The following is a 22,760-nucleotide window of genomic DNA, read 5'->3' as shown; positions in this document are numbered from 1 at the left end:
CGCAGACGATCAAGCGGAGAACACGATGTCCACGAACACACGCGCAGTGCTGTACTCGGCAATTGCCTGGGTGATGGCCGCCTCGGCGCAGCTGCCGGCGCAAGCGCAGCCGACCGATGCCGAGACCGATGCACAGGTGCACACGTTGCAGGCAGTGACGATCAAGGCCGAGCGCAAGCCGGAGCAGGCGCAAGCCGAGCAAGCCCTGCAGACGGTTGCCGGCAACACGGCGCTGGTGGACAACGAGCAAGTGGAACGCGGGCGCGCTGCCAGCGCCGAAGACGTGCTGGCCTTCCAGCCGGGCGTGTTCGCGCAGTCCACCAGCGGCAACGCGGCCGCCAAGATCTCCATTCGCGGCTCCGGCTTGAATACTTTTTATGGCGGCTACGTGCTGGGCACCAAGTTCCTGTTCGACGGTCTGCCGATCACCGGCCCCGGGGGAACCCAGGAAGATCTGCTCAGCATCGCCGGAGTGAATTACACCGAAGTGCTTTACGGCGCCAACGCCTTTCAATATGCGGCCACCAGTCTTGGCGGCGCGATCAACTTCGTCACCCACACCGGGCAGACCTCGCCGGGAACATATCTGCGGGTGGAGGGGGGGAGCTACGGCTATCGCAAGCAGCAGATCAGCAACGGCGGTGTGGCAGGAAATTTCGATTGGTACGTGTCGCTGCTGCACAACAGCCGTGACGGCTACCAGGACCTCACCGACACCAACGGCCGCGAACTGGTCGCCAATCTTGGCTATCGCTTCGGCCCGCGCCTGGATACGCGCCTGCTGCTGCGTTACCGCGAAGAAGAGTTGATCAACGGCGGCACGCTGACGCTGGCGCAGATCAACAGCGGCTCGCGTGCCAACCCGGCCCCCTATGGCCGCAAGAAAGGCGGCACCACGCTGGTGGGCAGCAAAACCACCTATGTCTTCGACGACGACGCGCGCCTGGAGCTGGGGGTGGACCTCAACAACTATCCGCTCTACAACAGCTGGCGTTATTCCACCACGCCGAACCTGTGGCGATCGACGGACATCAACACCAGCGTGCGTTACTTGCGCAGCGGCGACACCTTGTTCGGCCGCAACCTGGACACCAGCGTGACCTGGAGCGATACGCGGCTGGCGTTCGGCGATGCGCGCACGCACGACCGCGACAGCTGGCGCCTGCTCAAGGAGGTGCGCTACACCGGCTCGCGCGACACCGTGCTGACGCTCGGTGGCGAGTTGCAACTGGATGCGTCCTCGTGGCTGTCGGCAGGCGTGTCGCTGATCAATATCGATCGGGACGTCCGCGTGGTGCAGTCGACCACCGCCAATACCAGCGTGTATCCGCAGCGTTATGCATTGGACACATGGTACGCAGCCCCACGCTTGGGGTTGCGCTATCGGCTGACGCCGGATCTGCAGGCGTTCGCCAATGTGAGCCGCTCGATCGATCCGCCGGTCACCTGGCAGATCAGCGGCGGCGGGGTGGCCACACCGTTCGCGCGGCCGTTGGTGCCGCAAAAAGCCACCACCGCCGAAGCGGGCGTCCGCGGTAGCCACGGCATCTTCGATGGCAGCCTCACCGTCTACCGCTCCTGGATCAACGACGAACTGCTGACCGTGGTGACCCAGCAGGCCACTGCCAGTACCGATGCGGTGGTGGCCAACGCCAATGCCGGGCCGACCGTGCATCAGGGCATCGAGGCCTCGCTGAGTACGCGCGTATGGGACGGCGACGATGGCAGCGGGTTGAGCCTGCGCCAGGCCTATACCCTCAACGACTTCCATTACCGCCGCGATGCCGCGTTCGCACAGAATGCGTTGCCCGGCCTGCCGCGGCAGGTCTATCAGGCCGAGTTGCAATATGCGCATGGCAGCGGATTTTATGCACATCTCGATGTGCGCGCAGCGTCCAGCTATTACGTCGATTTCGCCAATACGCTCAAGGCACCCGGTTACGGCTTGCTGGGCGCCAAGCTCGGTTACGGCCTGCCGAGCGGGCGCTGGAGCGCCTGGGTCGATCTACGCAACCTGGCGAACAGACATTACGCCACTGCCACCAGTACCGCCTACGACCTGCAAGGGCGCGATTCCAATGTGTTCTATGTCGGCGACGGTTTCAGCGTTTTTGCCGGCGCATCGCTGCGCTTCTGAGTGCGGCCGCTGCCTGCCGTCGCCGATGAGCGCGTGTGTCCGTCGCGTTTCCGAGGTCGTTGCAAATGTGCATGCCATCAGGTGATTTCCGGGGATTATCAGTAAATGGATTTTGCTGCTGTGTGGACGCTGGATCAGCGGCTTACGCCAGGTCATGATCGAAATTGATTGCGGAGATTGTTGCGTTGACGCGGCAATTGCTGCAGCTCCGTCCCTGCTGACGTGGGCATGCGATGGGCAGGCAATGGGCACGCAATGGGCGTGCGGACTGCGATGAGGCCACGCATACCACCGGCGCGCAGCGGAATCCAACACGCCGGCCACGCGTTACGCCTGGGACCGCACGCATCCCGGCACCCCCTCCCCTGGATCGCTATTCCCTCCCCTTGGAGCTCCCCATGAATGCTCAAGCTGTCTTTCCCTCCGATACGTCGCCGCAGCTCGGCGCGCCGACCGATGCGGCGCTGGCGCAGCGCTTCGATCCGGTGTTTGCGCGCATCGCCGAGGGCGCACTGGCGCGCGAGCGCGAGCGCATCCTGGCCCATGAGCCGGTTGCCTGGCTGCGGGCGGCCGGCTTCGGCGCCGTGCGCGTGCCGCAGGCCCACGGCGGCCTCGGCGCGAGCCTGCCGCAGCTGCTGCGGCTATTGGCCCGGCTCGGCGAAGCCGATTCCAATCTGCCGCAGATCCTGCGTGCGCATTTCGGCTTCGTGGAAGGCCTGTACGGCAGTACTGCAGACGATGCGGCATCACGCGCGCGCTGGTTTCCGCGCGTGGCCGCCGGCGCGCTCTTCGGGGCGGCCATGGCCGAGCGCGGCCCGGCCACCGAGAACACGCTGACGCTGCGTCGCGACGGGGCGCATTGGCAGCTGGATGGCGAGAAGTTCTATTCCACCGGCACGCTCTACGCCGACTGGATCCTGGCGGCCGCCGTGGACGGTGGCGACCAGCTCGCGCTCGCGGTGCCTGCCGATGCTCAGGGGGTGACGCGGATCGACGATTGGGACGGCTTCGGCCAGCGCCTGACCGGCAGCGGCAGCACCCATTTCAGGGCGGTGCGGCTGCAGGACGAGCATGTGCTGCACCGCCATCCCGCCGGGCAGGCGCGGCCGGACAACTATCTCACTGCGTTCTACCAGAGCGTGCACCTGGCGACCTTGACCGGGATCGCGCGTGCGGTGCTGCGCGATGGCGTGGAATTCGTGCGCGCCCGCACCCGCGTATTCGGCGTGCCCGGGCAGACGCGGCCGGCCGACGATCCACTGGTGCAGCGGGTGGTCGGCCGCTTGTCGAGCCTGGCCTTCGCTGCAGAGGCGGTGGTGGAGCAGGTCGGCGTCTCGTTGCAGCAGGCCCACCTCGCGCATCATGCCGGCACCGCGTCAGAGGCCGATTACATCGCCGCCGATCTGGCCGCCTATCACGGCCAGCAGGTGGTGTTGCCACTGGTGCTGGAGGCCAGCACGTTGGTCTTCGAGGTCGGTGGCGCCTCGGCGACCGCGCGTGAGCGTGCGCTGGACCGGCATTGGCGCAACGCGCGCACCATCGCCTCGCATAACCCGGCGATCCTGCGCGAACGTGCGCTTGGCGACTGGCGATTGAACGGTCGTCGTCCACGCGAGGCGTGGTTCGCCGGCACCACATCCCAGAGCGCGGCCGGCGCAGATGCGAGCGTGTCGACGGGAGCGACTGCATGAGCGGCAATGCCGATCCCAAGCAATTGCACGTCAACCTGTTCGAGATGAACTGCGTCAGTCACATCGTGCACGGCATGTGGGCGCACCCGGACAACAACCGGCACCGGTTCAACAATCTGGAGTACTGGACCGAGCTGGCACAGCTGCTGGAATACGGCACCTTCGACGGCATCTTCCTGGCCGACGTGATCGGCGCCTACGACAGCTTCGGCCAGGGTGCGAAGGCCGCGCTGGAAGAGGCGGTGCAGATTCCCAGCAACGATCCGCTGCTGTTGATCCCGGCGATGGCGCAGGTGACCAGGCATCTGGGCTTCGGCGCGACCTTCTCCACCACCTACGAGCCGCCGTTCGCGTTCGCGCGGCGCATGAGCACCCTCGATCACCTGACCCGCGGCCGGGTCGGCTGGAACATCGTGACCTCCTACCTGCCCAATGCGGCGCGCAACTTCGGCCTGGAAGGCGAGGTGCCGCACGATCAACGCTACGAGATCGCCGACGAATACCTGGACGTGCTGTACAAGCTGTGGGAAGGCTCGTGGGACGACGATGCGGTGATCCAGGACCGTGAGCGGCGCATCTACACCGATCCGTCCAAGGTGCGCCAGATCGATCACCACGGCGCCTACTTCAAGGTCGCCGGCCCGCATCTGAGCCAGCCTTCGCCGCAGCGCACGCCGCTGCTGTTCCAGGCTTCCGGCTCGGCGGCCGGGCTGGAATTCGCCGCGCGGCATGCCGAAGTGGTGTTCACCGGCGGGCTGACCGCTGCCGACGTGCGCGCCAATATCGCCAAGACCCGCGCGCGCGTGGAAGCGCAGGGGGCGCGATCCGCGCGCGATCCGGTTCGTGGTGCAGGCCGGGGTGATCGTCGGCCGGACCGATGCAGAGGTCGCGGCCAAACTCGACAGCTACCGCGCGCTGATGAGCGTGCGCGGCGGCCTGGTGCACGCACAGTCGGACATCGATCTGCTGGCCTATCCTCGCGATCTGTTGATCGGCGAACTCGTCGGCGGGCGCGGCAAGGGCAGCGCCAGCGGGATCGGCCGTGGCGTACTGGCCGGCTTCGACCCGCAGTGGACGGTCGGACAGGTGCTGACGCGGCTGGAGGCGTTCGACCGCGAGCGGTATTTCGTTGCCGGCACGCCGACCGGCGTGGCCGACACCATCGAGCGCTGGCTCGACGAAGACGACATCGACGGCATCAACCTGCGCCAGTATCTGTCGTTCGAGACCGCACGCGATTTCATCGAACTGGTGGTGCCGGAACTGCGCCGGCGCGGTCGCTTCCGCCAGACGTATCGCGATGGCGAGACGCTGCGCGAACGGCTGTTCGGCGCAGGCCAGGCACGCTTGCCGGACGATCATTTCGGTGCGCGTTATCGCGACCCCGCCAATCTCAAGGTGCCGCCACCGCCGCTGCGGTTTCCGGCGCCGTTGGCGGCAGCCGGGAGCGGCGGATGAAGGCGTCGCTCGGCGTGGCGTTGGCGGTGCTGGCACTGGCCGGCTGTCGCCAGCAACCCGCGGCGTCGGCGGCTGCCGCCGGCAGCGTGCCGCGCCAGGGCGGCACGTTGATCTACGCCACCGACCGCGAGCCGACCTGCCTGGATCCGTATGTGCAGGGGGACATGCCGCAGGTATTCGTGGCCCGCCAATATCTCGACTCGCTGGTATCGATGGATGCGCGGGGCCGGATCGGGCCGTGGCTGGCGCGCAGTTGGGAGGTCTCCGCCGACGGGACCGCCTACACCTTCCACCTGCGCGAGGACGTGCGCTTCAGCGACGGCACGCCGTTCACCGCCGAAGCGCTCAAGGCCAACCTGGACCACATCGCCGATCCGCATACCCAGTCCAGCACCGCCGGCGGCTACATCCGCCAGTACCGCCGCACCGAGATCGTCGATACGCATACCGCAATCGTGCATCTCGACAGTGCGTACGCGGCATTTCTGGAAGTCATGGCGCAGGGGTTTCTCGGCTTGCAGTCGCCGGCCGCGCTGGCGCGTTCGCGCGAGCAGAACTGTCAGCAGCCGGTCGGCTCCGGGCCATTCAAGGTGGAGCGCTGGGACCGCCAGAACCAGCTGGTGCTGGTGCGCAATCCGGAGTATGCCTGGGCGCCGCCGACCGCCCGCCACAACGGCCCGGCCTATCTGGATCGGGTGGTGTGGAAATTCATCGCCGAACCGTCGGTACGCTTCGCCTCGTTGCAGGCTGGCGAGGTCGATGTCATCGACACCCTGCCGCCCGAAGCGCACGCGCCGGCGCGCATCAATCCCGAGCTCTCGCTATTAGTTGCCAATCGGCCCGGCAACCCCACCAACGGCACGCTCAACCTGACCCGCGCGCCGTTCGACGATATCCGCGTGCGTGAGGCCTTCCTGCGCTCGGCCGATGTCGAGGGCGCCCTGCAGAGCGTGTTCTTCGGCGAATTCGCGCGCGCCGGCGGCCCGCTCAGTGCCGGCACGCCGTTCTACAGCGCCGACTTCGAACACGCCGCCGACTACGACCCGGCACGCGCCAACCGCCTGCTCGATCAGGCCGGCTGGACCCGGCGCGATGGCGCCGGTTACCGCAGCAAGAACGGCCGCCGCCTGAGCGTGGATGTGCTGATGCGCAGCCAGACCTGGCCGGCCGAACAGACGCTGTGGGAGCAGGTGCAGGCGACCGCGCGCGGCACCGGTTTCGAGGTACGGCTGCACCTGCTCAGCGACGCGCTCTTGCAGCAGCGCCAGGCAGCCTGGGACTACGACGTGCGCGTGGGCTACTGGAACACCAATACCGCCGACGTGCTGCGGATCATCTTCGGCTCGCAATTCCTGGCCCCGGTCGGCGGCAAGGGCGGCTTCCACCAGAATGGCGCAGGCTTTGCCGATGCGCAGTTCGATGCGGTGGTGGCGCAGGCGCTGGCCACCCAGGACCCGCAGCAGCGCGCGCAGCTCTACCACCAGGCCCAGCGCATCGCCTCCGGCCAGTTCCTGCAACTCACCACCTATCCGCAGAGCACGCGGCTGGGTATCTACAAGACCGCGCACGGCGTGGCGCTGGAGCCAGCGCTGCAGGTCACCACGCTGTACGACGCCTGGGTGAGCAAATGAACGCGATCGCGAGCGGAAGATTCCGCCATGCCCCATGGCTGGGCCAGCTGCGCTCGCTGGCAATGCATCTGCTCGGTGCTGCGCTGGTGCTGTGGGCTGCGGCCACGTTGTTGTTCCTGGTGTTGCGGTTGATGCCGGGCGATCCGGCGCTGGCGATCCTGGGCGGTTCCAGCGCGAATCCAACCGCCGAGACGCTGGCCGCGGTACGCCGCGAGTATGGGCTCGACCAGCCATTGCTCCGGCAGTACATGGCGCACCTGGGCCGGCTGGTGCACGGCGACCTGGGCACTTCCTATTCCCAGCACCTGCCGGTGGTGCAGGTGCTGCGCGAGCAGGCCGGGGCGACCCTGCAGCTGACTGGCGCAGCCTTGCTGCTGGCCTGGCTGCTGGCGTTGGCGTCGGTGCTGCCGAGCGTGCGCCGCGGCTGGCGCGACCGGCTGTTTTCCACGCTCGAAACGGTGGCCGCCGCACTGCCGCAGTTCTGGCTCGGACTGGTGTTGCTGGCCGTGTTCGCGTTCGGCCTGCGGGTGCTGCCGCCGGCCGGCAGCGATGGTCTGCGCAGCCTGATCCTGCCGGCACTGACGCTGGCGTTGCCGCTGGCCGGCTTCCTGGCGCAGGTCACCCGCGAGTCGATGGCGCTGGCGCTGGAACAGCCGTTCGTGTTGTCGGCGCGCACCCGCGGCCTGGGCGAGGGGGCCGTTCGCCTGCGTCACGCCCTGCGGCATGCCTTGCTGCCGGGGCTGAGTCTGTCCGGCTGGGCAATCGGCGCCACCATCAGCGGTGCGGTGGTCACCGAGGTGATCTTCTCGCGCAAAGGCGTTGGCCGGCAGCTGTTCTACGCGGTGCAGGCGCAGGATCTGCCGCTGGCGATGGGCATCGTGCTGTTCATCGCGGCGGTCTATGTGATCGCCAACCTGTCGATCGACGCCCTGCAGCGACTGGTCGACCCGCGTCTGTCCGGAGAGTCCCGATGAATACCGCAACGCTGTCTCGTGCGCTCCCTCCCTGCGCGCTGTGCGCACGTGTCCGTGGCGCATTGCGCTGGCTGATCGCGCTGCCTCCCGGGCCCGCGTTGGCGGCTGCCTTTCTCAGCTTGCTGCTCGCGCTGGTGCTGGCGCCAGCGCTGTTCGCCGGCGCCGACCCGCTGGCGGTGGCGCCGCGGCAGGCGTTCCAGGCGCCGAGCTGGGCGCACTGGTTCGGCACCGATGCCTCCGGCCGCGATCTGTGGGCACGCGTGGTCTACGGCACGCGCGAATCGCTGGCGATCGGGGTGGCCGCCACCGCCCTGGCGATGAGCGTGGCCATCGCCCTGGGGCTGGCCGCCGGGCTCGGCGGGCGGTTGCTCGATCGCTGCATCGGCGCCACCTTGAACGTGCTGTTCGCGTTCCCGTCGCTGGTGCTGGCCTTGCTGCTGGTGGCGGTGTTCGGCGCCGGGCTGGGCCCGGTGATCGTGGCGACCGGCCTGGGCTGCGCGCCGGGCTATGCGCGCATGGTGCGTGGGCAGGTGCTCGCGGTGCGCGGTTCCGGCTACGTGGAAGCGGCGCGCGTGCTTGGCCATCGGCCGTGGCGGATCGTGCTGCAGCACATCCTGCCCAATGCGATGCGGCCGCTGCTGGTCACGGTGACCCTGGGCGTGGGCCAGATCATCGTGTGGGCGTCGGCACTGAGTTTTCTCGGGCTGGGCAAGCCGCCACCGGCGCCGGAGTGGGGCACCCTGCTGTCGGTGGGGCGCGACTTCGTCGCCCTGGCCTGGTGGATGAGCTTCTTCCCGGGCGTGTTCATCGTGCTCACCACGCTGTCCACCAGCGTGCTCGGACGCTGGTTGCAGCGGCGTCTGGAAGGACGCAACCCATGAGCACGCCGCTGCTGCGCGTGGATGGCCTCACCGTCATGTTCGCCCGCCCCGGCCAGCCTGCGCTCACGGTGGTGCGCGAGCTGTCCTTCAGCCTGGCGCCGGGGCGTGCGGTGGCACTGGTCGGCGAATCCGGCTCGGGCAAGAGCGTCAGTGCGCGCAGCCTGGTCGGCCTGGCCGGTGCGCACGCGCAGGTCAGCGCGCGCGTGCTGGCGCATGCCGGCCGCGATCTGCGCGGTTACAGCGAGCGGCAATGGCAGGGGTTACGCGGGAAGGACATCGGCTTCGTCCTGCAAGACGCGCTGGTATCGCTGGACCCGCTGCGCCCGGTCGGCCGCGAGATCGAGGAAGCATTGGCCGCACACGGCTGGGGCGATCGCGCACGCCGTCGCGATCGGGTGCTGGAGCTGCTGCAACAAGCCGGTGTGCCGGAACCGGCGCTGCGCGCGCGGCAACGCCCGGACCAGCTTTCCGGCGGATTGCGCCAACGCGCGTTGATCGCCTCGGCGCTGGCCAACGCACCCGGCATTCTGATCGCCGACGAGCCGACCACCGCACTGGACGCCACCGTGCAGGTGCAGGTGCTGGCGGCCTTGCAGGCGATCAAGCGACGCGGTGGCGCGTTGCTGGTCATCAGCCATGATCTGGCCTTGGTCGCGCAACTGGCCGACGAGGTGGTGGTGCTGCGCCACGGTGAGGTGGTCGAGCAGGGACCGATTGCGCAGGTGCTGCAGCGGCCGGCACATGCCTACACGCGTGCGCTGCTCGCGGCGATTCCCGGCGGCCGCGGGCCGCGCGTTGCGACTGCCCTGGCCGGCGCAGAGCCCGCCAACGCACCGGCACCGCCGTTGCTGGAGGTGCGCGGCCTGCGCAAGGCCTATCGCGGTCCGGATGGCGAGGCACGTCTGGCCGTCGATGGGGTCGACCTGGTGTTGCAGGCCGGGCGCACGCTGGGGGTGGTCGGCGAATCCGGTTCCGGCAAAAGCAGCCTGGCACGGCTGGTCCTGGGCCTGACCGAGGCGGATGCAGGCGAGGTGCGGCTGAACGGCCGGCCCTGGATCGGCAGCGTTGCCGCACGCGTGTCCGAAGCGCAACGTCGGCCGTGGCGGCGTGCGATCAGTGCGGTCTACCAGGATCCGCTGAGTTCGTTCGACCCCCGCTGGACGGTGGCCCGCATTCTCGGCGACGCGCTGGATGCGGTGGGCCTGCCGCGTGCTGCACAGCGCGCCCGGATCGCCGAGCTGCTCGAACAGGTACGGCTCGGTACCGCGCTGGCCGGCCGCTTCCCGCTGCAGCTCTCCGGTGGCCAGCGCCAGCGCGTGGCGATCGCGCGCGCCATCGCCACCGAGCCGCGTCTGATCGTGCTGGATGAAGCGGTGTCGGCACTCGACGTATCGGTCCAGGCGCAGGTGCTCGACCTGCTGGCGGACCTGCAGGCACACCTGGGGCTGGCCTACCTCTTCATCTCGCACGACCTCGGTGTGATCCGTCAGGTCAGTCACGACATCCTGGTGATGCGGCACGGACAGGTCCAGGAGGCGGGACCGGCCGAGCAGGTGTTCGCACAGCCGCGTTCGGCCTACACGCGTGCGTTGCTGGCGGCGATGCCGCGTCTGCCAGCGCCAGTCGACGCATTGCGGCAGGCCTGACACGCGGCCGGCATTGCTTCCGGAGCGGCCCGGGCGGCCGGGGCCGTTGCAACGTGCGACGCACAGCGCGGCAACTGCGGCCGCACCCGGCCGATAGGCGGTATCGCTTGCAAGCCGTCCAGCACTCCCGTGCCGGGAAGGCGGCGCGACGGCGTAGCGCTGGGCGCGCTGGCGCCAGGGCGCCGGATCAGCCGCCGGCTGGACCGGTCGATGCCGGTGTCGGAGCGGGCCCGGTCTGCGCTTGGTCGCCACCACGGTGCCGCTGCCGGCGACGCGGTTGCCGCGGGCGCTGCGCGGTTTTCGGCGGATGCGTGATCGGATTTCCCGGCACCTGCACCACCCGTAGTTCGTCGGTATCCAGCTGCAACGCGGTCAGCTTGCCGCCCCAGACCGCACCGGTATCGATCGCATGGACGCCCTGGGTGATGGTCAGGCCCAGCGCGGACCAATGCCCGCAGACGATCTTCAGGTCGCGCTCGACCCGTCCCGGCACTTCGAACCATGGATACAGGCCCTGCGCCTGCGTGCCCGGCGTGCCCTTGTCGTCGGTGGCAATGCGCCCACGCGGAGTGCAATAGCGCATGCGGGTGAACAGATTGATGATGGCGCGGCTGCGGTCATAGCCGCTCAGGCCCGGCGACCAGCCCGGCTGGTCGCCGTACATATTGCGCAGCAGCTTGCGATAGCCGCCGCCCTGCAGTTGCTGCTCGACCTCGCGTGCATGCTTTTCGGCCATCTGCGTGGTCCACTTCGGCGCCAGCCCGGCGTGGATCATCATCCAGCCCAGTTCGCGGTCCACGTGCGCCAGCTTCTGCATGCGTAGCCAGTCCAGCAGCGCATCGCGATCTTCTGCCATCACGATGCGCAGCAGGTCCGGGTTGACCTTGCGCTGCTCTTCTTCCGAGCGCGCGCCGATCGCCAGCAGCGACAGGTCGTGATTGCCCAGCACCACCACACTATGTGCGCGCAACGCATGCACCAGGCGCAGCGTTTCCAGCGATTGCCCGCCGCGGTTCACCAGATCGCCGCAGAACCACAGCGTGTCCTGGGCGGGGTCGAAATTGATCTTCTCCAGCAATCGCTGGGTGATGTCGTAGCACCCTTGCAGGTCGCCGATGGCCCAGACACTCATTGCGCGCGCTCCCTCACTCCAGCATCCATCAGTGCAGCGTCCTGGGTACGCTCAGCACGAAGGCGGCGATCGGGGCGATAAATTCGGTGCCATCGTCGGCCACCATGTCGTAGTGGCCTTGCATCTGTCCCTGCTCGGTCTCCAGCAGTACGCCAGAGGTGTAATGGAACGCTTCGCCCGGGCGCAGCCACGGCTGTTCGCCGACCACCCCTTCACCATCCACCTGCTCGGTGCGTCCGTTGCCATCGGTGATCTGCCAATGGCGCGCGATCAGGCGCGCAGGCACTGCGCCCGCATTCTGGATGCGTATGCTGTAGGCAAAGGCATAGCGGCCTTCGTCCGGAGTGGATTGATGGGCGAGGAAGCGGGGCGATACCTCGACCTCGACCCGGTAGCGCGGATCATCTTGCATGGTGAAAGTCTAAATAAAACGGTGTGGGAACGGCGCTCAAGCCAGCTCGACATTGGCCAGCCGGATGAAATCGGCGACCTCGAGTTGTTCGGCGCGTGCGTCCGGGCGCACCTGCGCAGCGTCGAAGTGGGCTGGTTCGCAAATGGCGGACAAGGCATTGCGCAGGGTCTTGCGGCGCTGCCCGAACCCGGCGCGCACCACATCGGCGAAGCGGCGGCGGTCGTTGATCAGTACCGTGGCCGGATCGCGCGGCACCAGCCGCACCACTGCCGAGTCCACCTTCGGCGGCGGCCGGAAGGCGCCCGGCGGCACCACGAACAGCGCAGTCACCTCGCAATACGCCTGCAGCATCACGCTGAGCCGTCCGTACACCTTGCTGCCGGGGCCGGCGGCCATGCGGTCGACCACTTCCTTTTGCAGCATGAAGTGCATGTCGGCCACGGCAGCGGCATGGTCCAGCGCATAGAACAGGATCGGCGAGGAAATGTTGTAGGGCAGGTTGCCGACCAGGCGGATCGGCGTGCCATCGGCCAGTGCAGTGAAATCCACGCTGAGCACATCGCGGTGGATGATGCGCAATGCGCCGATCGGCGCCGCGGCCTCGGTCAACGGCGCGATCAGGTCGCGATCGAATTCGATGACGGTCAGCGCGCCATGCTTGCGCAGCAACGGAAAGGTGATGGCACCCTGGCCTGGGCCGATCTCGACCAGATGCTGGCCGGCGCGCGGGTCTACCGCCTGCACGATGCGGTCGATGTAATACCGGTCGGCAAGAAAGTGCTGGCCAAGCGACTTCTTGGCCGGTGCGCTGAAAGAAGAATTCATCTGCGCAGTTTAACGGAGGCCGCGCCTGCACGCGGTGTCGTTTGCGCGCGCACCGCGCTTGGCGGATAGGCGGCGTGCACCATGCGGCATGCCCGCAGCGAGTAGGCACGCGTGGGTTTAGCGGCGCGCCGCCAATCGCGCACACAACGCAGTGGCCGCCATCAGGCTGGAGGGGTCCGCGATTCCGCGGCCGGCCAGTTCCAGCGCAGTCCCGTGATCCACCGCCACGCGCGGGTAGGGCAGGCCCAGGGTGATATTCACCGCCTGCTCGAAGCCGCTGTACTTGAGCACCGGCAGGCCCTGATCGTGATACATCGCCACCACCGCGTCGAAACCACGCAGTTTCTGCGGCAAGAAGGCGGTGTCCGCCGGCAGCGGGCCGATCAGCTGCATGCCCTGCCCGCGCAGTTGCTCCAGCGCCGGAATGACGATATCCAGTTCCTCGCGGCCCAGGTGACCGTCTTCGCCGGCATGCGGGTTGAGGCCGAGCACGGCGATGCGCGGGTGCTCCAGGCCGAAGTCGCGCTGCATCGCTGCATGGGTGATGCGCAGACACTGCCGCAGGGCATCGGCGGTGATCGCATCGGCCACCGCACGCAGCGGCAGATGGGTTGTCACCAGCGCGACGCGCACGATGCTGTTGGCCAGCATCATCACCACCGGGCAACCGGCTTGTTCGGCCAGCAGTTCGGTGGTGCCGGTGTAGGCAATCCCGCCGGCGTTGATCACTGCCTTGTGCACCGGGCCAGTGACGATTCCCTGCAGGCGGCCGGCGAGGCAGTCGGCCGCGGCGCTGCGCAGGCCGGCGATCACCGCTGCGGCATTGGCTGGGTCAGGTACGCCGAAACGCGTGGCCACGGCTTGGCGAATGGGATGCAGCGGCAGGTCGCCGGGCGCGCGTGCGGGCTGGTCGGGCTCGAGCAGCCGCACAGGCAACGACAGCGCCGTTGCGGCGCTGTGCAAAGTATCTGGGTCGGCGTAGGCAATCAGATGCGCGTCCGAGCGCGGCTGCTGCGCAAGCCGGACGCATAGCTCCGGCCCGATTCCGGCCGGCTCGCCTGGCACCAGCGCGAGCGACGGGACCATCATGCGATCCGGATGCCCGGCCTCAGCGCGTCGGCTTTGCCGGCGGCGGCGAGGGCGCTGCAGGGTCTGCCGATTTGGCTGGAGCGGCAGTGGCGTTGTCATCGGCGCGGTCGCCGGTGCGGTAGCTCACATACGCTTCGCCACGCAGTTCCTGCAGATAGCGGTTGTATTCTTCTTCCAGCTTGCGGCGACCGATGGTTTCGCGCACCTGCGCGCGCTGATTCTCGGCGCTGACGTCGGTCTGGCGGCTGCCGACGCGCTGCACGATATGCCAGCCCGCCTGGGTACGGAACGGCTCGGAGACCGCGCCGTCGGTCAAGCTTTCGACCTGCTTGCCGAAGTCCGGGCCGAACGCATCGGCTGGGAACCAGCCCAGATCGCCACTCTGGCCGCGGCTGTTGGTGTCTTCTGAGGACTCCTTGGCCGTCGCCTGGAAATCGGCGCCACCGACGATGCGTGCGCGAATCGTATCGATCTTGGCCTTGGCCTGCGCCTCGGTCTGGTTATCGCCGATCCGCACCAGGATGTGGCGTGCGTGGTACTCGGTGACCATCTTCTTTTCGCCGCCGGCATTGGCGTCGCGCATTTCCACCAGCTTGAGCAGCTGGAAGCCGCTCGGGCCGCGCAGCGGTCCGGCCACCTGACCGGGCTGCATGTCGCGGATCAGCTGCGCGAATGCGTTGGGAATCTCATCCAGGCTGCGCCAGCCCAGATCGCCACCTTCCAGCGCATTGGGGCTATCGGAATAACGCACCGCAGCGGCCGAAAAATCCAGCTCGCCCTTGTCGATCAAGGCTTTGACGCCATCGACCTTTTTCTGGCCGGTGGCGATCTGTTCGGCATTTGCGCCTTCCGGCAAGCCGATCAGGATATGCGCCAGGTGGTACTGGCTGCCGGTGGCGGCCTGTTGGGCCAGCGCGGTATCCACCTCGCCTTCGCTCACGCTGATGCGGCTCTGCGCGAAGCTCTGGCGCAGGCGCTGCACGATGATCTCGTCGCGCACCGATGCGCGGAAGTCGGCGTAGCCCATGCCGTCGGCTGCCAGCTTCTGGCGCAAGCCGTCCACGGTCGTGCCGTTCTGCTGGGCGATGCTGGCGATGGCGCGGTTGAGCTCCTCGTCGCTGACGCGGATACCGTTGCCATCGGCGCGGCTGACCTGCAACTTGACCAGTACCAAGCGCTCAAGGACCTGGCGCTGCAGCACATCGTCTGGCGGCAGCTGGTTTTCGCGACCGGCGTACTGCGACTTGACGTTGCGGACGGCACGATCGAGCTCGCTCTGCAGCACCACGTCTTCGTCGACGATGGCAGCGATGCGATCCAGCGGCTGGGATTGCTGTGCCGAGGCCAACGGCGAAACCGTGCTGGTAATGGCCAGCAGCGAGGCAAGAACAACAGAGAAAGGCTTGGTCATGGAATCAGGTTCGGATCGTAATCGTCCGGATTGGTCGTGGTGTTGCTGGGCGGGACCAGGTAGAGGTCGTCGCGGTAATAGCCGAGAATAGCACGGCGCAAAGTGCGATCCGTGTTCTGCCCGAACGAGCTCAAGCCCTTCAGCACGAACTCGATCTGGATCGAGTTGTCCATCTCCCCATCGCGGTTACGCACGAACCGGCGCACCAGTCCGCGTACCGCCAGGCAGCAGCTGTCCCATTGCACGCCACCGATGATTTCCAGCGGCTTGCGGTCCAGCAGAGAGTAGTAATACCGACCGACCGCGCTCCAGCTGGGGTTGATCGGGTACAGGAAGGAGAAATCGGCCTGCTTGAGCTGGTCGCTGTTGTCGGTGAGGTTGCGACGGTAGCGATACGCCAGGTTGATGATGCCGTCGTTGTTGAGCAGATAGCGCGTGCGCAGGCTGGCCAGATCTTCCTTGCGCGAGTTCGGGTTCCACTGGTAGGTGGCGCCCATCGACCAGCGGTCGTTGATCATGTAGTTGGCGTCGGCCACCCAGGCCGACTTGCCCTGTTCGACGGTCTGCTCGCTACCGGCGGCCGAATTGTTGCTGTTGTTGATGGTCACCAGCGAGTCGCTGAAGTACAAGATTTGGCCCGCACTCAGCGAGAGCTTTTCGCGGCCATCGTCCTGGCGCAGCCAGCGCGAGGTCACCGCCAGGGTCAGCTGGTTGGCATCGTTCTGGCGGTCGGCGCCGGTGTAGCGGGTGTCGCGGAACAACTGACCGTAGCTGAAGGTGAACGGACGAGTGTCGAACACCGGCAGATCGTCCTGGTCGCGGTATGGCACGTACAGGTAGTACATGCGCGGCTCCAACGTATTGAGATAGTTGGTGCCGAACAGCGAGGTTTCGCGATCGAAATACAGGCCGGCGTCCAGCGAGGCGATCGGCAGGCTGCGCGACGGGGTGCGGTTGCCGGTCAGCGGTGCGGTGTTGGCCAGCGTGGAATCCAGCTGGTACGCGGTGTAGCGCCATGCCACGGTGGGCGTCAGGAACCACGCTGCGCCCGACAGTGGCATCGAGATATACGGTTTGACGTCCAGGCGCGCGCCGCTGCCATATTCCTTGTTGCGGATATTGGTGCGGACGTACTCGTCGCCATTGTTGTTGTTGGCGTTCGGGATGTAATTGACCTGGTACGAATCGTCGTGGGTGAAGCGCACCGCCTCGGCATAGACGCCCGCCTCGAAAATGCCCAGCGGCTTTTCCCAGGTGAAATACGCGCGCGGCTGCCGGTTATAGGGCAGGGCCTGCTCGTCCAGCGTGTAGTCGGTGAGCTGCCAACGGTCGGCCATCAGGCCTGCGGTCCAGGTTTCCCCGGTGCCGTAGATGCCCACGGTGCTCTGCAGACTGGACGCCGAGCCCATGCCGTTCAGACGGCTGGTGAAGTCCTCGACATAGCGTGTGTCGCTGACCCAGGAGATGCTGCTGCGCGCCTGCCAGTGGGTGTTGACGTTGTGGTAGCCGCTGTAGAACACGCTGCCGCGGTCCTTGTCGCGCAACTTGTCGTTGGGCAGGTAATTGCCGGTGACTTCGCCGCGACCGCCTTCGTACAGGTAACGGAATTCGGTGCCGAACATGAAACCGCGCTTGCTCATGTAGCGCGGCAACAACGTGGCGTCGTAGTTCGGTGCCAGATTCAGATAGATCGGCTGCAGATAATCGAAGCCGTTACGGCCGGACAAACCGAATTGCGGAAACAGCAGGCCGGTCTGGCGGCGGTCGTCGATCGGGAACTTGAACCATGGGAAGTACAGCACCGGCACCTTGCCGATCTGCAGCACCGCGTTACGCGCGGTACCGAAACCTTCCTCGTTGTCGACGTCGATCTCGGGCGCGCGAACGCGCCAGATCGGCTGCGAGGGGTCGCAGGTGGTGTACGTGGATCGATGCATCTGCCCGACCTGGCCCTGCAGGTCCACCGATTCGGCGTCGCCATTGCCGCGGCGCTCCACCAACTGGTACTGGATGTTGGTGACCTTGTGGGTGTCGGTATCCTGATTGCCTTCGGCGCGGTCGGCGACCATGCGGAAAGAGGTGTCCTGGTAGCGGACATTGCCTTCGGCGATGTAGTTACCGGTTTCGGTGTCCATGCGCAGGTTGTCGGCACCCAGGAACTGGTCGCCGCGCTTCAACGCAACATTGCCTTGGTATTGCGGGGTGGTGCTGGTGCCGGAAAGCTGGTCGCCTTCGATGTCGGTCGGCAGCTGCTGGCGCATTTCGGCCGCCTTGGGGTCGGCGGCAGGGGCGCCGTCGAAGCCGGGTAGCGGGTCTACGGCCGGGCACAGTCCCCAGTTCAACGGCTTGTCGGCAGCCATGGCCGGGAGGCAGATGGCGATGCTCAAAGGCAGGGGCAGCAGGCGGAGAGCTCGGCGCACGCGTGGGTTCAACCAAGAAAATGGCGACTAGCTTGCCGCATACCCCGCATAGGGGCAATGAAGAGCGCCGGCGCCGGGTGGGCGAGGTTCATCGCCACCGGTGGCGCGACCGGCGCCCCGGCCGGGGTTCAGCGCAGCGCTGCCACGTGCGCCACGCTGCTTTCGCGCAGCGCCTGCAGGTCGTAGCCGCCTTCCAGGATCGAGACCACGCGGCCGCGTGCATGGCGGTCGGCCAGGGTGCGCAGCGCGCCGGTGAGCCAGGCGAAATCGTTGTCGTCCAGCATCAGGTCGGCCAGCGGGTCGCGCAGATGCGCATCGAAGCCGGCGGAGATCAGGATCAACTGCGGACGGAAGGCATCGACGAGCGGCAGCATCTCGTCTTCCCAGACATTGCGGAAGCGCAGTCCATCACTGCCTGGTGGCAGCAGCAGGTTGTGGATATTGCCGACGCCGCGCTCGTAGACGCTGCCCGAATGCGGATACAGCCCGGACTGGTGGGTGCTCAGGTACTGCACGGCGGGGTCGCGCTCGAAGATCGCCTGGGTGCCGTTACCGTGATGGACGTCGAAATCCACGATGGTGATGCGCTCCAGCCCATGCCGGTCGCGCGCATGGGCGGCGGCCACAGCGATGTTGTTGAACAGGCAAAAGCCCATCGACACCTGTGCGGTGGCGTGGTGGCCCGGCGGCCTGACCGCGCAGAAAGCAGTGCGGGTCTGGTCCTGCATCACCGCATCCACGGCCGCGATGCCGGCGCCTGCAGCGCGCAGCGCGGCCGCGCGCGAGGCGGGCACCATGCGCGTGTCCACGTCCAGCTGGCGATAGCCGTCGAAGGCGGTTTCCAGCACCGCATCCACCTGCTCGCGCTCGTGCACCCGGCACAGATCGCCCAGCTTGGCCAACGGCGCTTCGCGCCAGTCCAGATCCGGGAATGCGGCGCGCAGCGCCTCGACCACCGCTTCCAGGCGGGCGGGACTTTCGGGGTGCTCAGGGCCGGCGTCGTGACCGAGGCAGGCGGGATGGGTAAAGACCAACATGGGGCAACTTTAGCCTCTGCGCCGACCCGGGCGCATGCTCAACCGCGCCGGCGGTCGTGCCGCCACAGGACTTCCTGCCGACCATCGGCACGCGCCAGCACGCGCGCCAGCACGAACAGCAGGTCGGACAAGCGGTTGAGGTAGCCGATCGCCTCGCTGCGCACCGCTTCCTGGCGCGACAGCGCAACGGTCTCGCGCTCGGCCCGGCGCACGATGGTGCGGGCCAGATGGCAGCGCGCGGCGGCCTCGCCACCGGCCGGCAGGATGAATTCCTGCAGTGCGGGCAGCGTCTGGTTGAAGGCGTCCAGCTGCGTCTCCAGCGCCTGGATGTCGGTCGCGTCGATGGCCGCGTGGCCGGGGATGCAGAGCTCGCCGCCCAAGTCGAACAACTGATGCTGCACGGTAGTCAGCAGTGCGGCGATCGGCTCCGGCACGCCGGGTGCGGCCAGCAGCACGCCGATCGCCGAATTGGCTTCGTCCACGGTGCCGTAGGCATTGACGCGCAACGCATCCTTGCCGGTCCGGCTGCCGTCGCCCAGGCCGGTGCTGCCGTCGTCGCCGGTCCGGGTATAGATGCGGGAGAGCCGGTTGCCCATGGCTTAGCCGGCGTAGGGCTGGCGACGCGGTGCGGACAGACGCTCGGCAGCCACCTGGATCACCGCGGCGGCGGCCACGTACAGCGCGGCACTGCGCAGATATGGCCCCAGCCAGTCGGTGTAATTCTTGGACCAGCCGGCCACGGTCGGGTCGGCCACGCTGGCGCTGATCCAGTAGAAGCTGCCCTGGGCGATCAGCTGGCACAGCGCCACGGCGATCAGCAGGGCCGGCACCAGCCGCGCTAGCGCGCTCCACTGTGCGCCATGGTAGTGCCGGCGCAGCCATACGCCGCCGGCCCACAGCGCGAAGTACGCCGGGATCAGGCACCAGTACGCCGGCGACACGCAGTAGTGCTGCCAGAAGCTCAGCCCCTGGCCGGTGATCACCAGCCAGTCCACCGCCACGGCCAGCAGCATCAGCAGCGGAAATGCCAGCTTGGTGCGCGCAGCCAGATGAAATCCGCCGATGAAGAACACCGCCCAGGACGCATCCGGAACCGGCGCGAAGTGATTGATCCGCGTAGCCGCCATCAACACGGCGAGCAGACTCAGAATCAGGGTGTCGTGCGAACGAGAAGTCATGCGCGAAGCGGGCCGGATCACGGGCCCTGGAGTGTAGCGTGGAAGTGGTGCTGCCCGCGGCTTGGGTCACGGCAGCTGCAGAACGACTGCGCAGTGCCAAGCCGGCGTGGCCGGCGCCCGGAATCGGCCTGCGCCACGCCTACACCGCCGTTTCTGGGTGCGCCATCCACGCCCGCCTGGCGACTGCTCGCCACGCTTTTCCAGCCGCTGCATGTGTTTGGGGAGCGCGTGAAGCGCTGCGCTGCGCGTCAACCATGCACGGCGCAGGTGGCAGCGGGCGCGGCAAGATGTCCCGCCCTGCGTCGGCAACGCGCAGGGGGCGAAGGCTTATCATGTGGGGATGACACATCCCCATGACGTTCTGATCGTTGGCGGCGGCCTGGTCGGCTCCAGCCTTGCGATTGCGCTGGACCGCCTCGGCCTGGATGTCGGGCTGGTGGAGGCCACCCCGGCCGGCACGCCGCCGGCAGTGTTTGATCAACGCAACCTCAGTTTCGCCGCGGCCACCGTGAACGCGCTCGGTGCGCTCGGAGTGATGGCCAAGCTGCGCAGTCCGCCCGGGCCGATCCGGCGCATCCATGTCAGCCGCGCCGGGGACTTCGGCCGCGTGCAACTGGACGCGGCCGATTATGGCCGCGACGCCTTCGGCCAGGTGGTGGTGGCACGCGACTTCGGCGATGCCTTGCAAACGCGCCTGGACGAACTGACCCATCTGCGCCGTTACCGGCCCGCACGGTGCATCGGCATAGAACCGGTGCAGGACGACCTGCGCGCGGTGCGCCTGGCTACCGATGCGGGCGAGCAACGGGTGCAGGCCAACCTGGTGGTCGGCGCCGACGGCAGCCATAGCGCGGTGCGCGAGCTGCTGCATATCGGTACCGATGCCCACGATTTCCTGCAGACCCTGTTCGTGGCGCGCGTGCGTGCCTCACGACCGCCCGATGGCACGGCCTGGGAGCGTTTTGGCGAACATGGGCCAACGGCGCTGTTGCCACGCGGCGACCGTCATTACGGTGCGATCCATTGCGTGGCGCGCGCCGAGGCCGAAGCCGTGGCTGCGCTCGATGACACCGGCTGGCTGGCGCGCCTGCAGCGTGCAGCCGGCTGGCGTGCCGGGCGCATGGTCGTCACCGGCGAACGCAGTGCCTATCCACTGGTGCAGGTGCTGGCCGACAGCCTCATCGCCGAGCGCGTGGTGCTGCTGGGCAATGCCGCGCAGACGCTGCATCCGATCGGCGCGCAGGGCTTCAACCTGGGGTTGCGCGATGCGCTGACGCTGGCCGAATTGATCGAGCACGATCGCAGCGATGCCGGTGCCGGTGCGTTGCTGGCCGAGTATCTGGCGCGGCGGCGGGTGGACCGCGAGCACACCATCGGGTTTTCCAGCGGTCTGGCGCGGCTCACCGGCAACCCGGCACCGTTGCTGCGGCCGTTGCGTAGCCTGGGCTTGTTTGCGACCTCGCAGGCGGCCCCGCTGCAATCGATGCTGGTGGGCGGTGCCATGGGCTTCCGTGGCGATGTGCCGCAACTGTGCCGGAGCAGCGCATGAGCCGGCGCAGCACGCGCGAGGCCGTGATCGTCGGCGGTGGCGTTGTCGGCGCGGCCTGCGCGCTGGCGTTGAACGATGCCGGCCTGCGCGTTGCCCTGGTCGAAGGGCGCGAGCCAGCGCGCTGGCGCGCCGATCAACCCGATCTGCGTGTCTATGCCTTCGCCGCCGACAACGCCGCATTGCTCGACAGCCTGGGCGTGTGGAATGCGGTGCGTGCCGCGCGCGTGCAACCTTACCGGCGCATGCGGGTCTGGGATGCTGGCGGAGGTGGCGAGCTGGGCTTCGACGCCGACACGCTGGGACGCGAGCAACTGGGCTGGATCATCGAAAACGACGTGCTGGTGGACCGCTTGTGGGCCGCCGTGCATGCGGCCGGCATCGAAGTGCGTTGTCCGGCACGCGTGGTCGAGCTGGAGCAGGACGCCGCCAGCGTGCGCCTGCGCCTGGACGATGGCAGCCGGCTGGAAGCCGCAATGGCCATTGCCGCCGATGGTGCAGCATCCACCCTACGTGAACTCGCCGGGCTGCCGGTTTCCCGGCATGCCTACGCACAGCGCGGCGTGGTTGCCTTCGTGGAAACCGAACACCCGCATCAGGCCACCGCCTGGCAGCGCTTCCTGACGACCGGGCCGCTGGCCTTCCTGCCGTTCGCCGATGGCCGCAGTTCGATTGTGTGGACCTTGCCGGATGCCGACGCCGAGCGCGTGCTGGCGCTGGACGATGCCGATTTCTCGCGGGAGTTGACCCAGGCCTTCGCGGCGCGCCTGGGCGAGGTACGCGTGGTGTCGGCACGCACCGCCTTCCCGCTGCAACGGCAGTTGGTGCAGCAGTACGTCAGCGGCCGCGTGCTGACCCTGGGCGATGCCGCGCATGTGGTGCATCCGCTGGCCGGGCAGGGCGTCAACCTGGGCCTGCGCGATGTGGCGGCGTTGCGGCAGAGCGTGCGCGAGGCGATGGCCAAACGTGCCGATTGGGCCGCGCCGCATCGCCTGCAACGCTGGGCACGTACCCGGCGCAGCGAGAACACCGTTGCCGCCTACGGCTTTGATGCGATCAACACGGTGTTTTCCAACGACGACATGCACCTGACGTTGTTGCGCGGATCGGTATTGGGCCTGGCCGGCAAGTTGCCGCCGTTGGTCGATGTGCTGTGGAAGCGCGCCTCCGGCGGCGCGTGAGCCCATCGCGCCAGCCGCCGCAATCGGCGTCGGCGGCTGTCTGTCATGCCTTGATATGCCTTTGATGCTATAGCGAAGGCAGCAGGTTCCATACGACGTGCGTGGCTGCCG

The 22,760-nt window shown here is 67.6% G+C and carries 18 protein-coding genes and 1 pseudogene; 10 read left to right on the top strand and 9 right to left on the bottom strand.

Annotated features, from left to right (window positions below):
- Positions 1–25: 25 nt before the first annotated feature.
- The 8 genes and pseudogenes from J7360_RS02630 to J7360_RS02600 all read left to right on the top strand — a co-directional run bounded on the left by J7360_RS02630 (position 26) and on the right by J7360_RS02600 (position 10,418).
- A complete protein-coding gene (locus J7360_RS02630) occupies positions 26–2,137 on the top strand; it encodes a TonB-dependent receptor (protein ID WP_232782208.1) in 2,112 nt (703 codons plus the stop codon).
- A gap of 398 nt (positions 2,138–2,535) precedes the next feature.
- Entirely contained in the window at positions 2,536–3,828 is a 1,293-nt protein-coding gene (locus J7360_RS02625) for an acyl-CoA dehydrogenase family protein (RefSeq protein WP_022558355.1), read from the top strand.
- A pseudogene (locus J7360_RS21275) lies at positions 3,825–4,598 on the top strand (NtaA/DmoA family FMN-dependent monooxygenase); the annotation flags it as partial. The gene J7360_RS02625 and the pseudogene J7360_RS21275, both read left to right, overlap by 4 nt.
- A gap of 73 nt (positions 4,599–4,671) precedes the next feature.
- On the top strand, positions 4,672–5,286 hold the full coding sequence (locus tag J7360_RS21270; protein WP_007970942.1) for a hypothetical protein: 615 nt from the start codon (positions 4,672–4,674) through the stop codon (positions 5,284–5,286).
- Positions 5,283–6,917: an ABC transporter substrate-binding protein gene (locus tag J7360_RS02615; protein WP_209033195.1), complete on the top strand. Its 1,635-nt coding sequence runs from the start codon at positions 5,283–5,285 to the stop codon at positions 6,915–6,917. Before J7360_RS21270 ends, J7360_RS02615 begins: the two co-directional genes overlap by 4 nt.
- Entirely contained in the window at positions 6,914–7,891 is a 978-nt protein-coding gene (locus J7360_RS02610) for an ABC transporter permease (RefSeq protein ID WP_022558356.1), read from the top strand. The genes J7360_RS02615 and J7360_RS02610 overlap by 4 nt, the downstream gene beginning before the upstream one ends.
- A complete protein-coding gene (locus J7360_RS02605) occupies positions 7,888–8,772 on the top strand; it encodes an ABC transporter permease (RefSeq protein ID WP_057660478.1) in 885 nt (294 codons plus the stop codon). Before J7360_RS02610 ends, J7360_RS02605 begins: the two co-directional genes overlap by 4 nt.
- Positions 8,769–10,418, top strand: coding sequence for an ABC transporter ATP-binding protein (locus J7360_RS02600; protein ID WP_209033194.1), 1,650 nt, complete (start codon positions 8,769–8,771; stop codon positions 10,416–10,418). Before J7360_RS02605 ends, J7360_RS02600 begins: the two co-directional genes overlap by 4 nt.
- A gap of 187 nt (positions 10,419–10,605) precedes the next feature.
- Here the strand turns inward: J7360_RS02600 and J7360_RS02595 are convergent, their stop codons facing one another.
- The 9 genes from J7360_RS02595 to J7360_RS02555 form a co-directional block, all read right to left on the bottom strand.
- Positions 10,606–11,550: a symmetrical bis(5'-nucleosyl)-tetraphosphatase gene (locus J7360_RS02595; RefSeq protein ID WP_007965228.1), complete on the bottom strand. Its 945-nt coding sequence runs from the start codon at positions 11,548–11,550 to the stop codon at positions 10,606–10,608.
- Between the two features lie 28 nt (positions 11,551–11,578).
- Positions 11,579–11,962, bottom strand: coding sequence for a Co2+/Mg2+ efflux protein ApaG (gene apaG / locus J7360_RS02590; RefSeq protein ID WP_007965232.1), 384 nt, complete (start codon positions 11,960–11,962; stop codon positions 11,579–11,581).
- Positions 11,963–11,998: 36 nt separating this feature from the next.
- On the bottom strand, positions 11,999–12,787 hold the full coding sequence (gene rsmA / locus J7360_RS02585) for a 16S rRNA (adenine(1518)-N(6)/adenine(1519)-N(6))-dimethyltransferase RsmA (RefSeq protein WP_209033192.1): 789 nt from the start codon (positions 12,785–12,787) through the stop codon (positions 11,999–12,001).
- A 117-nt stretch (positions 12,788–12,904) separates the two neighbouring features.
- On the bottom strand, positions 12,905–13,876 hold the full coding sequence (gene pdxA, locus J7360_RS02580; protein WP_057660474.1) for a 4-hydroxythreonine-4-phosphate dehydrogenase PdxA: 972 nt from the start codon (positions 13,874–13,876) through the stop codon (positions 12,905–12,907).
- Between the two features lie 19 nt (positions 13,877–13,895).
- Positions 13,896–15,287: a peptidylprolyl isomerase gene (locus J7360_RS02575; RefSeq protein ID WP_057660472.1), complete on the bottom strand. Its 1,392-nt coding sequence runs from the start codon at positions 15,285–15,287 to the stop codon at positions 13,896–13,898.
- Positions 15,284–17,719 (bottom strand): LPS-assembly protein LptD, encoded by a 2,436-nt coding sequence (lptD, locus tag J7360_RS02570; RefSeq protein WP_172955781.1) that lies wholly within the window; start codon positions 17,717–17,719, stop codon positions 15,284–15,286. The genes J7360_RS02575 and lptD overlap by 4 nt, the downstream gene beginning before the upstream one ends.
- Before the next feature lie 116 nt (positions 17,720–17,835).
- On the bottom strand, positions 17,836–18,744 hold the full coding sequence (locus J7360_RS02565) for a histone deacetylase family protein (RefSeq protein WP_057660470.1): 909 nt from the start codon (positions 18,742–18,744) through the stop codon (positions 17,836–17,838).
- 38 nt (positions 18,745–18,782) lie between these two features.
- A complete protein-coding gene (locus J7360_RS02560; protein WP_005921106.1) occupies positions 18,783–19,340 on the bottom strand; it encodes a cob(I)yrinic acid a,c-diamide adenosyltransferase in 558 nt (185 codons plus the stop codon).
- 3 nt (positions 19,341–19,343) lie between these two features.
- Positions 19,344–19,922 carry a hypothetical protein gene (locus J7360_RS02555; RefSeq protein ID WP_057660468.1) on the bottom strand — a complete coding sequence of 193 codons (579 nt, stop codon included), beginning with the start codon at positions 19,920–19,922 and terminating at the stop codon, positions 19,344–19,346.
- Positions 19,923–20,262: 340 nt separating this feature from the next.
- Between J7360_RS02555 and ubiH the strand changes: the two genes are divergently transcribed.
- Together ubiH and J7360_RS02545 are read left to right on the top strand one after the other, a co-directional pair.
- Positions 20,263–21,471 carry a 2-octaprenyl-6-methoxyphenyl hydroxylase gene (gene ubiH, locus J7360_RS02550; RefSeq protein ID WP_057660467.1) on the top strand — a complete coding sequence of 403 codons (1,209 nt, stop codon included), beginning with the start codon at positions 20,263–20,265 and terminating at the stop codon, positions 21,469–21,471.
- Positions 21,468–22,649, top strand: a complete 1,182-nt coding sequence (locus J7360_RS02545; RefSeq protein WP_057660587.1) for a UbiH/UbiF family hydroxylase — start codon at positions 21,468–21,470, stop codon at positions 22,647–22,649. The genes ubiH and J7360_RS02545 overlap by 4 nt, the downstream gene beginning before the upstream one ends.
- Positions 22,650–22,760: the final 111 nt, after the last annotated feature.

This window comes from Xanthomonas sp. D-99 (assembly GCF_017746145.1).
Lineage (GTDB): Bacteria > Pseudomonadota > Gammaproteobacteria > Xanthomonadales > Xanthomonadaceae > Xanthomonas > Xanthomonas cissicola.
This window is presented reverse-complemented; position numbering and strand designations above follow the sequence as displayed.

What these genes read in the sequence shown, in the direction of transcription:
- rsmA (WP_209033192.1), bottom strand. Translation starts at nt 12,787, where the DNA reads ATGAATTCTTCTTTCAGCGCACCGGCCAAGAAGTCGCTTGGCCAGCAC.
- J7360_RS02565 (WP_057660470.1), bottom strand. Translation starts at nt 18,744, where the DNA reads ATGTTGGTCTTTACCCATCCCGCCTGCCTCGGTCACGACGCCGGCCCT.
- J7360_RS02605 (WP_057660478.1), top strand. Translation starts at nt 7,888, where the DNA reads ATGAATACCGCAACGCTGTCTCGTGCGCTCCCTCCCTGCGCGCTGTGC.
- J7360_RS02630 (WP_232782208.1), top strand. Translation starts at nt 26, where the DNA reads ATGTCCACGAACACACGCGCAGTGCTGTACTCGGCAATTGCCTGGGTG.
- apaG (WP_007965232.1), bottom strand. Translation starts at nt 11,962, where the DNA reads ATGCAAGATGATCCGCGCTACCGGGTCGAGGTCGAGGTATCGCCCCGC.
- J7360_RS02625 (WP_022558355.1), top strand. Translation starts at nt 2,536, where the DNA reads ATGAATGCTCAAGCTGTCTTTCCCTCCGATACGTCGCCGCAGCTCGGC.
- J7360_RS02595 (WP_007965228.1), bottom strand. Translation starts at nt 11,550, where the DNA reads ATGAGTGTCTGGGCCATCGGCGACCTGCAAGGGTGCTACGACATCACC.
- J7360_RS02610 (WP_022558356.1), top strand. Translation starts at nt 6,914, where the DNA reads ATGAACGCGATCGCGAGCGGAAGATTCCGCCATGCCCCATGGCTGGGC.
- J7360_RS02560 (WP_005921106.1), bottom strand. Translation starts at nt 19,340, where the DNA reads ATGGGCAACCGGCTCTCCCGCATCTATACCCGGACCGGCGACGACGGC.
- J7360_RS02555 (WP_057660468.1), bottom strand. Translation starts at nt 19,922, where the DNA reads ATGACTTCTCGTTCGCACGACACCCTGATTCTGAGTCTGCTCGCCGTG.
- J7360_RS02600 (WP_209033194.1), top strand. Translation starts at nt 8,769, where the DNA reads ATGAGCACGCCGCTGCTGCGCGTGGATGGCCTCACCGTCATGTTCGCC.
- ubiH (WP_057660467.1), top strand. Translation starts at nt 20,263, where the DNA reads ATGACACATCCCCATGACGTTCTGATCGTTGGCGGCGGCCTGGTCGGC.
- J7360_RS02575 (WP_057660472.1), bottom strand. Translation starts at nt 15,287, where the DNA reads ATGACCAAGCCTTTCTCTGTTGTTCTTGCCTCGCTGCTGGCCATTACC.
- pdxA (WP_057660474.1), bottom strand. Translation starts at nt 13,876, where the DNA reads ATGATGGTCCCGTCGCTCGCGCTGGTGCCAGGCGAGCCGGCCGGAATC.
- J7360_RS02615 (WP_209033195.1), top strand. Translation starts at nt 5,283, where the DNA reads ATGAAGGCGTCGCTCGGCGTGGCGTTGGCGGTGCTGGCACTGGCCGGC.
- J7360_RS02545 (WP_057660587.1), top strand. Translation starts at nt 21,468, where the DNA reads ATGAGCCGGCGCAGCACGCGCGAGGCCGTGATCGTCGGCGGTGGCGTT.